Genomic DNA, 14027 nt, shown 5'->3' with positions numbered 1-14027 from the left:
GGCCTCAGAAGTCGAACTTCAGCGTGGCACGCACGCTGCGGCCGTTGAGCGCGCGGGCGGCGTGGCCGTCACCCTCGATCTCGGTGTAGGCCAAGGCGTTGAACAGGTTGTTCGCCTGCAGCGACACCGTGGTCTTGCCATTGATCTGGTAGCTCAGGAAGCCGTTGACCACGGTGTAGCCGGGCATGGTGATGGTGTTCTGGTCATCACCGTAGGACTTGCCCGAGCCCACCAGCGAGGCGCCGAACTCCAGCGGCCCCACCGTGTAGCTGGGGCTCAGCTGCCAGACGACGCGAGCCTGGCGGCGCGGCATCTTGCCCACGGTGCTGGCATCGTTGGAGGCAGAGATGCTGGCCGTCGTGAAGGTGGCGCCGCCGCTGAGACGCAGCTCGCCCAGGGTGTAGGCGGCTTCCAGCTCCAGGCCTCTGGCCTTGTACTTGTTGGCGGTGAACTTCTGCGTCGTGACCTCGTAGTTGCTCTCGCTGGTGCGGGCATTGAAGAGCGTCGCGAAGACGCTGAGCCCGGCCCCGCGCCACTTGAGTCCGGCCTCCTGCTGGTCGATCTCGTTCAGCGCCACCGGCACCGAGCCGTCCAGCGGGTTGCCGTAGAGCAGGCGGTCCGCGCTGAAGGACACCCCGTTGCTGGCGCGGGCGAAGATGGAGAGGTCCTTGCTCAGCGCGTAGTTGCCGCCCAGCGAGTAGCTGGTGTGGGCCACCTTGTAGTCGATGGTCTTCTGGCTGGCGGCGTCCCAGCGCTTGTTGGCGTTGTCGCCGGAGAGGCTGTAGCCGCTGGCCTTCTGCTCGTCGCGACGCAGGCTGATGTCCAGGTTCAGCGGGCCCTGCTCCCAGGTGAGGGCCGCGTAGGGCGAGGTCTGCGTGTACTGCACGTCAAAGGTCCGGGTGCAGCAGCCGCCCCAGGTGCTCCAGCCCTCGGCGATGGGGGCGCTGGAGGGATTGCCGTTGGCGTCCAGCACCTGCGCGTTGTTGCCACTCATGCTCAGGCGGTACTGGTTCCAGAACCAGGTCTGGGCCACGTTCTGCGAGCCGTAGAACAGGCCGCCCACCACATTGAACTTGCCCGCGCCGGACTGCAAGACCTGGGTCAGCTTGAGGTCGTTGAAGGTATTGCCAAGGTCATCCAGCGAGGTGTTGAACAGGGTGCCGGTGAAGCTGCTGGCCGTTCCCTTGCTGCCATTGTCGGCAGGGAACAGGGCCATGAAGCGGCCGCTGTTGCTGCTTTTGCGGAACTTCTCGTCCAGGCGCAGGCCGCCGCCCAGGTCCAGGCTGCCTTCCAGGCCGATGGCCGTGCTCTTCACGTGCAGGCCGTCGCGGGTGGCGGTGGTGGTCCAGCCGCCGTCCTTGTTGAAGCTGGTGTCGCGCGCCAGGCTGGGGGTGATGAAGAAGGCCTTGCGCGGATCGATGCCGGGGATCTCGTGGATCTGCCCGCCGCTGACCGTCACCGGCACGGGCATGAAGGACGGCGTCTTGTCGTTCAGGGCCTTGAGGCTCAGGCGGATGAAGCCCTGCTCGAACTTCTGGGTGAAGCTGGCCTTGATCTGGCCCCCGCTTTCGGTGTTCATGCCGGTCGGGCGGCCGCCCTCGCCCACGCGCTGGTAGCCGCCCACATGGAAGCTGGCGCCCTGGCCCAGGCTGGCGCCGTAGTCGGCATCCACGCGCCACAGGCGGTTGCCAAGGCCCGCGGAGAGACCCAGGCTGCCGCCCGTCTCCTTGCCAGTCTTGCTGATGAAGTTGATCAGGCCGCCCGGCGAGTTGCTGGCCAGGGTGGAGGCCGAGCCGCCACGCACCACTTCCAGGCGATCGACGTTGTAGTCGGCACGCAGGAACTGGTCGGCCGTGCCAAAGGCGATGTCACCGAACAGCAGCACCGGCAGGCCGTCTTCCTGCATCTGCACATAGCGCGAACCGCCGGCCGACAGCGGCACGCCCCGCACGGTGATGTTGGCATTGCCCTCGCCGCCGGACGACTCCGAGCGCAGGCCCGGCACCGAGCGCAGCAGCTCGGCGGCATTGGTGGCGCCGATCCTGCCCATCTGCTCGGCATCGATGCTGGACACCGACAGGCTCTGCTTCATCTTCGACACCTGGGTGGAGCTGCCGGTGAGCACCACCTGATCGAGCTTGAGGCCGTCGGTCGCGGGGGAGGCGGCCTCCTGGGCCTGGCTCGCCAGGCTGATGCCGGCCAGAGCCAGGCACAGGGCATGGAGTCGGAAGCCCGCCAGAGGGGCACTACGCCAGCCAGGGGCGCGAGAGAGGGATCGGTGCTGCATCTTGTCTCCTGAATACTCGTCGGGCTGCGGCTGTTGCGCCGCTGGTCATGCGGTGAAGCCCCACCTGCGCCATCCTGGGGCAGCAGGCACTGAAGGTGAACCGCTGGCACGATTGTGGGTTGCAATCATCTATTTTGCAATCGATTGCACACTCGGGAAAACGCGAATCAACAGGCCAAATAGTCAGCATTCATGAGGAGAAGCGGAATAGCAACGCCATTAACTTGCAATCGCTTGCAATGACCAACCTGCATCGCTTGGGGGTCGGGAGGCAGGGGCTTTCAGCAGGTCGGCGCGCTAGCGCGCAGGCTCAAGTGCACCGGCAGCATGATGGGAGCCAGGCGCTCCCCTTCCAGCATCTTCAACAGGGCCTCGACCAACTCAGCGCCCGCCTTGGAGACCGGCTGGTGGACACTGGACAGCGGCGGGTCGCTGTAGGCCGCAAGCGCCATGTCGTCGTAACCCATGACAGCCACGTCGTCCGGCACGCGGCGGCCCAGCGAGCGCAGCACCTGCAGGGACTGCAGGGCGAGCAGGTCGCTGCAGGCGACGACGGCATCGATGTCACGGTGCGCATCGAAGAAGTCCAGCATCTGCTGGCGCGCCATGCTGACCTCGAAAGGCGCCGGCAGTTCCAGCGCCGGGTCGGGCTGCAGCCCGGCCGCGCGCAAGGCCTGCCAGAAGCCTTCCCGGCGGTGCATGACCTCGGGCAGCTCGGCATCACCCAGGAAGGCAATGCGGCGCCTGCCCAGGGCCAGCATGTGCTCGGTGGCCAGACGCCCGCCCAGGACGTTGTCCCCGCCGACACTGCAGTAGAGCTGCTGCGGCAGCTGCGCGCCCCAGACCACGATCGGCAGCTTGCGGGCCGCCAGCTCATTGAGCTGGTCGTGGTGGCGCCACTGGCCGATGATCAGCAGGCCGGCAGCCTTGCCGGAGTCCACGGCATGCGAGGCCTGGTCCAGGTGCTCGGCATCGACGCGCTGCAGCAGCATGTCATAGCCCCGGTCCGTCAGCGCGTCGGCAATGGCGCCGACGATGGACAGGAAGAAGGGGTCGGAGATGTGCTGGCGGGAGTCGGCGTCATAGGGCACGACCACCGCGACGGTGCGGTTCTTCTGCAGGCGCAGGTTCTGCGCGCTGAGGTTGATCGAGTAGTTGAGCGAGCGCGCCAGGTCTGCGACCCGTTGGCGGGTCTCGGCATTCACCAGGGTGCTGCCGTTGAGGGCACGGGAAACGGTGGACACCGACACACCAGCCAGACGCGCAATGTCGGCCATCTGCAGGCGGCGCTGCTCGGCGCGCGGAACTTGCTTCTCTTCACTCATGGGCGCAAGCATACTGCGCCGGCACGCGCCACCTCGCCCCACCCCCCGCTTGCGGCCCCCAAGCCCGGCCCGGGCGTGAAAAAGGGCGGCCATTCCGTGAAGTCTTGATCAATATCAAGTTAGCGCATCAGCAGCGACCAGCCGACGTCAGCCACCCAGACATCAAAAGGACGGCCCGCAGGCCGCCCGGGCCATTTCTCAGCTGCCCTGCACATCCCTCAGCAGTGCGGCTCGCCCCAGGGCATTCATGGCGCGCTTGAGCTTGTAGGCCCGTGTGGCCAGCGAGACCTCCGTGGCGGCGCCCGCCAGCCTTCGCAGCAGGCATCGAGGCCTCTCGAAGATCTGGTACTTCAACGCGGCATAGCAGTGCGCCACCGTGCTGCGACGCAGCCTCATCGCCTCGGGGGTGGCCTGTGCACGGATACGCTGCAGGGCCTCCCCGAACAGATGGCGGGACACCGCACGGCGCCGGCTCGTTTGAGCGCAGTCCCACTGCAGCGACGGAGCTCCGCAATCGTTTTGTGGTCCGGCGCCAGCCGGTTGAGCAGCCACATCACCTCGACATTGCGCTGGCCCTCGCGCTCCAGCCGTCGAGAGGAGCGCACCCGGTTCAGGTAGCCATGCGCAGGTGCAGCGCCAGCAGATCCGCAGGATCGTAGGGCGGGCGCCCCGCTCCCTTGATCCGCGCCTTGATCCGCGCCTTGATGCCCCCCAAGCCAGCCAGGTCCAGCGTCGCGACAAAGGCCGCAATGACGCGGCACACATGATCCGGACCAATCAACTCGTCCAGCGACACCGGGAACAAGCTCCCTGGTCTCGGCTCTCGCCTTGCACGTAGCCCATCAATGGCAATGCCCCGCAACCATCGTTGCGGGGCATTGTGCTCAGGGGCTCAGCGGTACGTCAGAGTATTGACACGGACTGCTAGGGCCGCCTTCTGGCAAGTGGGAGAGTCGGACCTCTCCGGATTCATGTGACTCAATCGCGGGCGTAGATGTCCACGTCCTTGGTCTCGCGGACGAAGAGCATGCCAATCACGAAGCTCATCGCGGCCACACCGATGGGATACCAGAGGCCGTGATAGATGTTGCCGTTCTGCGCCACCATCGCGAAGGTGATGGAGGGCAGCAGGCCGCCGAACCAGCCGTTGCCGATGTGGTAGGGCAGGCTCATGGAGGTGTAGCGAATGCGGGTCGGGAACATCTCCACCAGCATGGCGGCGATCGGGCCGTAGACCATGGTCACGTAGATCACCAGGACGGACAGGATGGCCACGACCAGCGGCTTGTTGACCTTGGCCGGATCCGCCTTGGCCGGGTAGCCGGCGGCCTTCAGCGCTTCCGCCAATTCCTTCTTGAAGGCGGCAATGCCCTTGGTGCTGGCCTCGTCGAACTTGTGCTCGGTGGCCTTGGTGGCGTTCAGGGAATTGACCACCGTCTCGCCCACCTTGACCTGAGCCACGGTGCCGGCCGGACCGGGGATGGTCTCGTAGCTGGCGGCCGACTGCGCCAGGGCGCGCTTGGCGATGTCGCAGGAGCTGGTGAAGTCCACCTCGCGGGCCACCGGACTGCCCTGGAAGGAGCAGCTGGCAGGGTCAACGGTCAGCGTGATCTTGGCCGAGGCCTGAGCCTTGGCCAGATCCGGGTTGGCGGCATCGGTCAGGGCCTTGAACAGCGGGAAGTAGGTCACGATGGCCAGCAGCAGGCCCGCCATGATGATGGGCTTGCGGCCGATCTTGTCGGACAGCGTGCCAAAAACCACGAAGAAGGGCGTGCCGATGATCAAGGACACGGCGACCAGGATGTTGGCAGTGGCCGAGTCCACTTTCAGCACGCTGGTCAGGAAGAACAGGGCGTAGAACTGGCCCGAGTACCACACCACGCCCTGCCCGGCCACGAGGCCGAACAGCGCCAGCAGCACGATCTTCAGGTTCTTCCACTGGCCGAAGGACTCGGACAGCGGGGCCTTGGAGGTCTTGCCCTCGGCCTTCATCTTCTGGAAGGCCGGCGATTCATTCATCGACAGACGAATCCAGACGCTGATGGCCAGCAGCAGGATGGACACGATGAAAGGCACGCGCCAGCCCCACTCGGCAAAGGCCGCTTCGCCGATGGCGGTGCGGGTGCCCAGGATCACCATCAGCGACAGGAACAGGCCCAGGGTCGCCGTGGTCTGGATCCAAGAGGTGTAGGCGCCTCGGCGGCCTTGCGGCGCATGTTCAGCCACGTAGGTGGCCGCCCCACCGTACTCGCCACCCAGGGCCAGGCCCTGCAGCATGCGCAGGCCGATCAGGATGACCGGCGCAGCCGCGCCGATGGACGCGTAGCTGGGCAGCACGCCGACGATGAAGGTCGACAGGCCCATGATCAGGATGGTGACCAGGAAGGTGTACTTGCGGCCGATCATGTCACCCAGGCGACCGAACACCAGCGCGCCGAAGGGACGCACGATGAAGCCTGCCGCAAAGGCCAGCAAGGAGGCGATGAAGGCCGCGGACGGGTCCAGGCCCGAGAAGAACTGCTTGGCAATGATGGCTGCCAGCGAACCGTAGAGGTAGAAGTCGTACCACTCGAACACCGTGCCGAGCGAAGAGGCGAAGATGACCTTCTTCTCTTCAGCCGTCATCGGCGTACTGGTCGACACTGCGGAAGCAGTCGCCATGTTTTGTCTCCTGGATCTTGCGTCTGAGGTTCACCACCCCGGTGAGCCTTGGGGCGACTGTGAGCCCTTCCTCTGACCTCGATCTGACGCGAGCCTGAACGGTGGCTGACGAAACCCGTTGCAACCCGGAGGCGGAATTTCACATGGAGAAATTGACGCAGCCCGCTCGGGTAAGCCCGAGGGTGCCGTGCAAGATGGGGTCAGGTCTTGCCCACCCGGACCGAGCGGCGGCAGGCCCGCTGAACGCCTGGCGCGGCGGCAGCCGCTTCCAGGCCGTCAGCTGCCCGGACGCGCCTGGCCAACCGGCAGGCGCGCCGCCTGCTCCCACGCCCCGCCCTGGAACCAGGGATCACCGCGCAGCCAGGCGGACAGCAGCGGCAGCCCATCCAGGCCCCAGAACATCTCCCCCTCCACACAGACGGTGGGCACACCGAACATTCCGGCGGCCACGGCCTTGTCGGTGGCCTGACGCAGGCGCGCCTTGACTTCGTCGGAGTCCGGTGCGACAGGCGGCGCCAGCAAAGCGTGCAGGACTTGCAGGCGCTGCGGATCCAAGGGGTCGCCGCCGCCCTCCCAGACATGGCGAAACACCTGCTCCACCACCCAGCGCGAGGGGGTCTGTCCGGGCGCCGCCGCGGCCCAGCACAGACGCAGCAAGGCCAGGGGATTGAAGGGATGATGCAGCGGCAGCTGCAGAGGCAGGCCCAGGCGGTGCGCCTCCCAGAGCACCTGGCGATAGGTCCAGCTGCGCTTGGCCGGGATCTCGGCCGGCCCCTTGTGGCCATGGGCCTTGAGGAGGCCGGCGAAGAGCACGGGCACGTAGTCCACGACCACGTTGAGCCCCTCCAGGGCCTCGGGCAGGCGGGCGAAGGCCAGAGCCGCATACGGCGAGATGGGATCGAAATAGAAGCGCAGATGGCGCATGCCGGACTCCTGGATCAGTCCCCCGCCGGGGTCTCAGACACTGGGTTCCGCCGCGGTGAAGATGCCCTGCTCCACCAGTTGCTGGCGGCGGTCAGGCAGGCGGGCGAGGATCTCCAGCCGCGTGGCGTCGTCCGCCTTGGACCAGATGGTGATCTCGGGGATGGTGCGGGCGCAGCCCTCGCACCAGCCGGTGGGCTGGTGGATGCGGCAGACATTGCTGCAGGGCGAGGCCACGCGGGGCGCGGGTGGCGGCGTCAGGGGCAGCGCGCTCATTGCACCACCTCGATCACGGCGGCATCCGTCAGCTGCTGCAGTTGCTGGGGCGTCATGGGGAAGACGCCATTGGGGTGACCTGCCGCCGCCCAGATGCAGTCGAAACGGAACAGCGAGGCATCCATGAAGAGCTGCGGCATCGGCAGGCCGGACGCCGGGGCGAAGCCCAGGGGGGAGACACCACCAATGGAAAAACCGGTGCGCGACTTGACAAACTCGGCATCGGCGCGGCCCAGCGGCCCTGTGTGGGCCTGGAGCTTCTTCTCGTCCACCCGGCCATCGCCGGCGGCGATCACCAGCACGGCGGACTCGTCCGCGCGAAGCCGGAAGACCACGCTCTTGGCGATCTGGCCCAGGCTGACGCCCAGGGCGTCGGCCGCTTCCTGGGAGGTTCGGGCCGCCACATCCAGCCAGCGCGGCGGATGCTCATGGCCCCGCTGCAGGAGCAGCTGGCGCACACGCTCGAAGCCTTCATGCGAAGGCGCTGCGTCAGGGGACGGCACTTCTGGCTGGGCGGCCGGCTGTGCCGGGGGCTGGGTCGACAGGATCTCGCTCATCCTGCCATTGTGTCAGCACTCGTCCGATGTCGCGGCCAGCCGGGCCGCGCCCCTGGGGGCAGGTCCGTCAATCGCGGCGGCCGCGCTGGGGTGCGTAGTGGTCGTCGTCACGGTCCCAGTTGCGGTCTCGACCATGACCATGGCCATGGCCGTGTCCCCTGTCATGCCCGTGGCCACGGCCGTGGGCGTGTTCCCAGCCGCGATGATCGTGCCAGTTCCGCACCCAGCGATCCTCGATGAACAGCACCGGCTGGCCGCAGGCGCCGTAGCCGCCGCAGTAGCGGCCCCAGTCGCGCACATGGTGAGGCGGTGCGTAGAGGTAAATGGGCGTCGGCGCACGGTAGACGCGACGCGGGCGCTGAATCCATACGGGCTCGGCATAGACCACGTCCGGGCGGTACTGCGGGCCGATGTCGATGCGGCCATAGACGCCGGGCTGCATCAGGCTCAGAGAGATACCCACCTCAGCGGCCTGGGCCGACGGGGCCAGCGCCAAAGAGGCCGGCAGGATCGCGAGAGCGCAAAGGCGGGCAAAGAGTCGTGCGAGCAGCATGGGAACCTCCAATCTGCTCCCCCAACGCCCAGGCCACCCACCCGGTAGACAGCCCTTCACAAGCGCTTACAAGGCTTGCAGCTTCTTTGAACTCAGTCGCGCACCAGCGTCACCAGCACCTGCTGCTGCCAGTTCAGCAGCATCAGGGTGCGGTCGTCGATGTGCCAGCGCTGCACCTGGCCCAGGGTCTCTATCAGGGATCGCTCCTGAGCCACGCCCTGGGGGCAGCTCATCATGGTCGTGACCACACGTTTGAACGCGATGCGCTGCCCCTCCAGCGTGAAGCTGCCCATCAGCCGGTTGCATCCGCCGCTGCCGGACAGGCGCAAGTGCGCTGGATCCAGTTCCAGATGAGGCGCCCGCGCCCCACCCGCCGCCGGACCCAGCGGCGCTCCCAGCAACTCCTTCACGCGCCAGCGCACGCCCAGCAGTCCCTGCTGAAGGGCCAGTTGGGCACCGGACGCCGCTGAGGCCGGCGAGCGCGCCGCAAGCGGGGCTTCGGGCTCCAGGCGTTCGGCCGCGCGCACTGGGCAGGCGCCCAGGACCAGCCCCACACCAAGAAGGGCTGACAAGGAGGCCGCCAGGCCTCGGCGACCGGAGGATTGATTGGAGGACATGGGGCCATGTTAGCGGCCCTTCAGGATCGCCTGCGGCGCACACACAGGTGCAATCTGGTGGCCCACGAACCCAGCCACCATACTGATGCCGGAACTCCCCTAACTTGCGAGCTTTTACAGCTTGACCCTCGTTGAAACCAGCACCTAATCTGCTGCGGCAAATGGCATGCCTGGGCGCCGAGTTGCCCAGACGCCCTCCAGGCCGGCCAGTCCTTCTTCCCGCAACTCCACGGCAATGAGGTCCTCCCCCATGAACAGCCCCCGCAAGGGTCACGCCGGTCACTCCATTCACGAGGCCGACCTGGTGCCCTGGCGCCCGGCCTCGGCCACCCCGCCCTTGCAACTGGTGCGTGTCCTGCATGATGAGCTGTGCCAGTTGCTGTCGCTGGGTCTGGTGCACCTGGCGCAGGCGCGCCGCGAAGTCCCCGAGACGGAAACCCTGCACAAGGCCGAGGCTCGCATGCTGGACGCACTGCAGTCCTGCCGCCGCCTCATCGAGCAGTTGCGAAAGCCGGCGGCCACGCCTGCGGTCGCCGATTTCGCCGACCTGGCCGCCGGCCTGCATCGCAGCGTGCAGGCCCTGGCTGACCAGCATCAGCAGCAGCTGGGCTTCAGCGCCTTGGGGCATACCGAGCAGTTGCCGCCCGGTACGGTGCAAACCTTGCTGACGGCCAGCCAGGGCCTGCTGATCAACGCCTGCCAGCATGGCCGGCCCTCATCAGCCCGGTTGTGCCTGGTGGGAGGCCATCGCCAGCTGCGCATCAGCGTTACGAATACCGCCGCGCGCAGTGCAGTGATCAGCGATCAGCTGGAGGCGGTCGGCAGCGGTGGTCAAGGCCTGAGCCTGGTCCGCGAGCAGCTCGCCACCATCGACGCCCAGTTGCTCTGGCAGCGCCACAAGGACCGTGTCCATGCCGCCATCCTCTGGCCGGCCCGCAGGAGTGCCGCATGAACGCCATACGCCTCGTCATCGCCGATGATCACAAGCTCGTCCGCGAGGGCCTGGTGGCCCTGCTGGAACGCGAGCCCGACATCTGCGTGCTGGCCCAGGCCCGCGACGGCATGGAGCTGATGCGCCACTGCCGCGACCTGCAGCCCGACGTCGCCCTGGTCGACCTGTGCATGCCAGGCCTGAACGGCCTGGAGGCCATCCAGCACATGCGAAAGGAGGCCTGGAGTCCCCGTTGCATCGCACTGTCGGTGCAGGCGGACGTCCTGCAGGTGCGGCAGGTGCTGGATGCGGGCGCCCGCGGCTATCTGCTCAAGCACAACTCCTACGAGGAGTTGGCCCGTGGCGTGCGCAATGTGATGCTCGGCCAGGTCTTCGTCAGCGGCGAGCTGATGGGCGCCCTGCTGCAGCCGCAGGCCACGCCCGCACGCGACAGCCATCGCCTCACCCCACGCGAGCGCCAGATGGTGCAACTGCTGTCCGAGGGCTACAGCGCTCAGGAAATCGCCTGCAAGCTGCATCTGAGTGCCAAGACCGTGGCCACCCACCGCGAGAACGTCTTCGCCAAGCTGCAGATCCACGGCATCGCCGAGCTCACCCGCTTCGCGCTGCGCGAGGGCATCAGCAGCCTGGACGTGCACCGCAGCCGCCAGAGCCCGGGCCACTGAGCGCCCCCGCTACCTGACCGGGCGGCCGAGCCCTGATGGCCGCCCTCCCTCAAGCGTCGTCATCGACCCTCTCGCCCGCTTCAAGGCGGTCGGCGGGCGGGCGCCCGCGCGTGCGCTGGCTCGATCTCGGCAGCGGCCCTAGCTGTCTCAGCAATTGACCTAGACAGATTCCGCGCCCTGCCGATGGTCTGTGAACCCTGCGACACCTAGGCTAGCGATCAGTCCCTGTGACACGCCATGATCGACGCCGCACTGATCCAGATCGCCAGCCAGCTCAACGTCCACCTGCGCCATCGCTTTCAGGTGAACGAGGATCTGGCCGTGCTCTCCAACCTGCTGGAGCAGAACGGCAGCCTGGTGCCGCTGATCGCCAACAAGCTGGTGCTCTTCCTTGTCGGTGTCGAGCAGGACGCCTACGCCCACCGGGCCATAGGCATGGGCCTCAACGCCCAGGGCCAGTTGCGCGGCGCCGAGCCCGTCTACCTCAACCTGCTGATGATGTGCGCTGCCAATTTCAGCGGCAGCAACTATCCGGAAGCATTGAAGTTCCTGTCCGGGGCCATCCATTTTTTCCACGAGCGCCCGGTGCTGGACCACCAGAACACGCCAGGGCTGGACCCGCGCCTGGACAAGCTGGTGCTCAACATCGAGAACCTCAGCAGCGCCGAGATGCACAGCCTCTGGGGCATCCACAGCGGCCGCTACCTCCCCTCGGTGCTCTATCGCATCCGCATGGTGAGCATCGCTGGCCAGCAAGTCCAGGGCCGCGAGGCGCCCATTGCGCAGCTCGACCCGCGAGCCATCCGAGGTCTGTCATGACAGCGCGCCTGTTGAGCTGGCAGCCCATCCTCGTGCTGCGCCTGCACCACGGCTATTTCGCCGATGGCCGTCCGCGCCGCCTGCGCCTGCAGGCCAGCCGCGAGACGGCTGCCTTCATCGCGCGGCACCAGCTGATCGAGCGCAGCGATGGTTGTGAGCTGTGGCTGCATGCACCGGCAGACAGGCTGGACACGCTCTGGTCCGAACGCCTGCAGGCCGACGGCAGCCCACGCCAGCTGCAGTGGCAGCTGGAGGCGACCGACCCCGACTACCTGCTCTACACCGACCGCCGCGCCCCGCGCCAGGTGTGCGCGTCCTTCCTCGATACGCACGCTGCCGACGCCCAGGCCTGGCTGGGGTGTGCGCCGCCCGACCTTGCGGTCGAGCTGAAGCCACGGCTGTGCATCTGGAAGTACCTGCTGATGGGCCATTGGGACGCCGAAAAGCCCGCCCTGGAGATTCCCGGGCATCCCGATGCTTTCCGCCGCGACGAGGACGAGCTGCTCCCCGATGGCCGTGTGGCCTGGGTCTTCCGCTCGCGCCGCCGCTGGCCCCTGGGAGCCCAAGGCCCCCAGCAACTGGTGTTGAAGGACCTGGCCGGACGCCGAGAACGCGTCCTGCAGGCCCGACTGCCCCTGGCCGCCCCACGCGGCCTGATCCTCGAGAAGCGCCATGGTCGCACGCGGCCAGTGAGCGAGATCTTTGTTCACCCCTAGGAGAGCCCTATGGCCGTTATGAAGACGCCAGGCGTTTACATCGTCGAGAAGAACGCCTTTCCCAACTCTGTGGTCGAAGTCGCGACTGCGGTTCCGGCCTTTGTGGGCCACACGGAGTTTGCGGACAACCGCAACAAGCCCCTGGCCCTCACGCCGTGGCGCATCAGCTCCATGGCCGAGTACCACCAGTTCTTCGGCGGCCCGCCCAAGCCCGTCTTCAAGCTCGAGGAAGCAGCCGACCAACCCGACTTCGTGGCCCAGACCGTCGCTGACGACCCGTCCAGCAAGAAGGGCTATCGCATGACCCAGCTCGACGGCCCGGACGGCGGCGGCTACAGCCTCTACCAGTCCCTGCGCCACTTCTACCAGAACGGTGGCGGCCCCTGCTACATCGTCTCGGTGGGCAACTACAAGCAGGATCTGGACCCGGACCGCTTCAAGCTGGGCATCGACGAGCTGCTCAAGGAGCAGGAGCCCACCATGCTGCTGGTGCCTGAGGCCGTCAAGCTCAAGGAAGAGCAGTGCACGGACTTGCAGCAGGCCATGCTGCAGCACTGCGGCAACCGCATGCGCAACCGCATCGCCATCCTGGACGTCTACAACGGCCACAAGGCGCTGAACGACGACAACCCGGTGGGCAAGTTCCGCGACAACCTGGGCATCAACTTCCTGGACTTCGCGGCGGCCTACTATCCCTGGCTCAACACCACCGTGGTGGGCGAGAAGGACCTGAGCTTCGAGAACCTCTCGGACGACAGCATCGACCTGCTCAAGAACCTGATTCGCGCCGAGCTGCGCATCCCGACCCCCTTGCCCGATGGCGTGAGCGCACAGACCCGAGCGCTCAGCGACGCCATCGACGAGATCAATGGCGACTTCGCCAAGATGGTCAGCGATGAAGCCGCCAAGCGTCCCAACGCCAAGCCCCTGACCCCCGACGAGCTGGCCGCCGGCATCCTGGCCCGCAAGGCCCTGCTGAACAAGACCCTGAGTCGCCACAGCTCGGTCTTCAACACGGTGCTGACCGAGTCCCGCCGCCACCTCAACGTCATGCCGCCCAGCAGTGCCATGGCCGGCGTCTACACCATGGTGGACAACACCCGCGGCGTGTGGAAGGCCCCTGCCAACGTGAGCCTGGCCGGCGTCATCTCGCCCACGGTGAGCATCTCCGCCGAGCAGCAGGAGGACCTCAACGTCACCGCACAGGGCAAGTCCATCAACGCCATCCGCAGCTTCATCGGCGAGGGCGTGCTGGTCTGGGGTGCCCGCACCCTGGACGGCAACAGCCTGGACTGGCGCTACATCAACGTGCGCCGCACCATGATCATGCTGGAAGAGTCCTGCCGCCTGGCGGCCAAGGCCCTCGTGTTCGAGCCCAACACGGCCAATACCTGGGTGACCATCAAGAGCATGATCAGCAACTTCCTCACGAGCGTGTGGAAGCGCGGCGGCCTGATGGGCGCCGTACCCGAGGACGCCTTCAGCGTCCACGTGGGCCTGGGCGAGACCATGACGCCCGACGACGTGCTGGAAGGCATCCTGCGCGTCACCGTGCTGGTGGCCATGGTGCGCCCCGCCGAGTTCATCGAGATCACCTTCCAACAGCAGATGCCCAAGTCCTGAGCGGGACGGCACTGAACTGGCTGCAGGGTGGCGCTAGCCCCCTGCCCCCAAAGGC

At 66.9% G+C, this 14027-nt stretch carries 14 protein-coding genes and 1 pseudogene; 5 read left to right on the top strand and 10 right to left on the bottom strand.

Annotated elements, in window-relative coordinates; genetic code table 11:
• Positions 1–4: 4 nt before the first annotated feature.
• From ACS5PK_RS01985 to ACS5PK_RS01940, 10 genes and pseudogenes are all read right to left on the bottom strand, one after another.
• The gene (locus ACS5PK_RS01985; protein WP_439438594.1) at positions 5–2287 is read right to left on the bottom strand and encodes a TonB-dependent receptor; all 2283 of its coding nucleotides are present in this window, start codon (positions 2285–2287) and stop codon (positions 5–7) included.
• A gap of 281 nt (positions 2288–2568) precedes the next feature.
• Positions 2569–3612 (bottom strand): LacI family DNA-binding transcriptional regulator, encoded by a 1044-nt coding sequence (locus ACS5PK_RS01980; protein WP_439438593.1) that lies wholly within the window; start codon positions 3610–3612, stop codon positions 2569–2571.
• A 198-nt stretch (positions 3613–3810) separates the two neighbouring features.
• The gene (locus ACS5PK_RS01975; RefSeq protein ID WP_439438700.1) at positions 3811–4071 is read right to left on the bottom strand and encodes a hypothetical protein; all 261 of its coding nucleotides are present in this window, start codon (positions 4069–4071) and stop codon (positions 3811–3813) included.
• A 38-nt stretch (positions 4072–4109) separates the two neighbouring features.
• Positions 4110–4455: pseudogene (locus ACS5PK_RS01970) on the bottom strand (transposase); the annotation flags it as partial.
• 135 nt (positions 4456–4590) lie between these two features.
• Positions 4591–6273, bottom strand: a complete 1683-nt coding sequence (locus ACS5PK_RS01965) for an MFS transporter (RefSeq protein WP_439438592.1) — start codon at positions 6271–6273, stop codon at positions 4591–4593.
• A 276-nt stretch (positions 6274–6549) separates the two neighbouring features.
• On the bottom strand, positions 6550–7197 hold the full coding sequence (locus ACS5PK_RS01960) for a 2-hydroxychromene-2-carboxylate isomerase (RefSeq protein WP_439438591.1): 648 nt from the start codon (positions 7195–7197) through the stop codon (positions 6550–6552).
• Positions 7198–7230: 33 nt separating this feature from the next.
• The gene (locus tag ACS5PK_RS01955; RefSeq protein ID WP_439438590.1) at positions 7231–7470 is read right to left on the bottom strand and encodes a DUF1289 domain-containing protein; all 240 of its coding nucleotides are present in this window, start codon (positions 7468–7470) and stop codon (positions 7231–7233) included.
• Entirely contained in the window at positions 7467–8027 is a 561-nt protein-coding gene (locus ACS5PK_RS01950; RefSeq protein ID WP_439438589.1) for a YbaK/EbsC family protein, read from the bottom strand. The genes ACS5PK_RS01955 and ACS5PK_RS01950 overlap by 4 nt, the downstream gene beginning before the upstream one ends.
• A 67-nt stretch (positions 8028–8094) precedes the next feature.
• Positions 8095–8580, bottom strand: coding sequence for a hypothetical protein (locus ACS5PK_RS01945; RefSeq protein ID WP_439438588.1), 486 nt, complete (start codon positions 8578–8580; stop codon positions 8095–8097).
• 92 nt (positions 8581–8672) lie between these two features.
• Positions 8673–9197, bottom strand: a complete 525-nt coding sequence (locus tag ACS5PK_RS01940) for an META domain-containing protein (RefSeq protein ID WP_439438587.1) — start codon at positions 9195–9197, stop codon at positions 8673–8675.
• A gap of 250 nt (positions 9198–9447) precedes the next feature.
• Here ACS5PK_RS01940 and ACS5PK_RS01935 point away from each other — a divergent pair, with 250 nt between their 5' ends.
• The 5 genes from ACS5PK_RS01935 (at position 9448) to ACS5PK_RS01915 (ending at position 13972) form a co-directional block, all read left to right on the top strand.
• Positions 9448–10149 (top strand): hypothetical protein, encoded by a 702-nt coding sequence (locus ACS5PK_RS01935; protein ID WP_439438586.1) that lies wholly within the window; start codon positions 9448–9450, stop codon positions 10147–10149.
• Positions 10146–10814, top strand: a complete 669-nt coding sequence (locus tag ACS5PK_RS01930) for a response regulator (protein WP_439438585.1) — start codon at positions 10146–10148, stop codon at positions 10812–10814. The genes ACS5PK_RS01935 and ACS5PK_RS01930 overlap by 4 nt, the downstream gene beginning before the upstream one ends.
• 237 nt (positions 10815–11051) lie before the next feature.
• Complete coding sequence (locus ACS5PK_RS01925; RefSeq protein WP_439438584.1) at positions 11052–11633, top strand: DUF4255 domain-containing protein; 582 nt, start codon at positions 11052–11054, stop codon at positions 11631–11633.
• Positions 11630–12349 (top strand): hypothetical protein, encoded by a 720-nt coding sequence (locus tag ACS5PK_RS01920; protein ID WP_439438583.1) that lies wholly within the window; start codon positions 11630–11632, stop codon positions 12347–12349. The genes ACS5PK_RS01925 and ACS5PK_RS01920 overlap by 4 nt, the downstream gene beginning before the upstream one ends.
• A 9-nt stretch (positions 12350–12358) precedes the next feature.
• Complete coding sequence (locus tag ACS5PK_RS01915; protein WP_439438582.1) at positions 12359–13972, top strand: phage tail sheath family protein; 1614 nt, start codon at positions 12359–12361, stop codon at positions 13970–13972.
• Positions 13973–14027 lie beyond the last annotated feature (55 nt).

The organism is Roseateles sp. DB2, assembly GCF_051857535.1.
In the GTDB taxonomy this organism is placed as follows: domain Bacteria; phylum Pseudomonadota; class Gammaproteobacteria; order Burkholderiales; family Burkholderiaceae_C; genus Roseateles_B.
The sequence above is the reverse complement of the archived record's forward strand: the minus strand, read 5'-3'. Positions and strand labels throughout refer to the sequence as shown.

Excerpts from the sequence above, each read along its gene's own strand:
- ACS5PK_RS01930 (WP_439438585.1), top strand. The coding sequence starts at position 10,146 with ATGAACGCCATACGCCTCGTCATCGCCGATGATCACAAGCTCGTCCGC.
- ACS5PK_RS01940 (WP_439438587.1), bottom strand. The coding sequence starts at position 9,197 with ATGTCCTCCAATCAATCCTCCGGTCGCCGAGGCCTGGCGGCCTCCTTG.
- ACS5PK_RS01955 (WP_439438590.1), bottom strand. The coding sequence starts at position 7,470 with ATGAGCGCGCTGCCCCTGACGCCGCCACCCGCGCCCCGCGTGGCCTCG.
- ACS5PK_RS01925 (WP_439438584.1), top strand. The coding sequence starts at position 11,052 with ATGATCGACGCCGCACTGATCCAGATCGCCAGCCAGCTCAACGTCCAC.
- ACS5PK_RS01920 (WP_439438583.1), top strand. The coding sequence starts at position 11,630 with ATGACAGCGCGCCTGTTGAGCTGGCAGCCCATCCTCGTGCTGCGCCTG.
- ACS5PK_RS01980 (WP_439438593.1), bottom strand. The coding sequence starts at position 3,612 with ATGAGTGAAGAGAAGCAAGTTCCGCGCGCCGAGCAGCGCCGCCTGCAG.
- ACS5PK_RS01945 (WP_439438588.1), bottom strand. The coding sequence starts at position 8,580 with ATGCTGCTCGCACGACTCTTTGCCCGCCTTTGCGCTCTCGCGATCCTG.
- ACS5PK_RS01915 (WP_439438582.1), top strand. The coding sequence starts at position 12,359 with ATGGCCGTTATGAAGACGCCAGGCGTTTACATCGTCGAGAAGAACGCC.
- ACS5PK_RS01935 (WP_439438586.1), top strand. The coding sequence starts at position 9,448 with ATGAACAGCCCCCGCAAGGGTCACGCCGGTCACTCCATTCACGAGGCC.
- ACS5PK_RS01985 (WP_439438594.1), bottom strand. The coding sequence starts at position 2,287 with ATGCAGCACCGATCCCTCTCTCGCGCCCCTGGCTGGCGTAGTGCCCCT.
- ACS5PK_RS01950 (WP_439438589.1), bottom strand. The coding sequence starts at position 8,027 with ATGAGCGAGATCCTGTCGACCCAGCCCCCGGCACAGCCGGCCGCCCAG.
- ACS5PK_RS01965 (WP_439438592.1), bottom strand. The coding sequence starts at position 6,273 with ATGGCGACTGCTTCCGCAGTGTCGACCAGTACGCCGATGACGGCTGAA.
- ACS5PK_RS01960 (WP_439438591.1), bottom strand. The coding sequence starts at position 7,197 with ATGCGCCATCTGCGCTTCTATTTCGATCCCATCTCGCCGTATGCGGCT.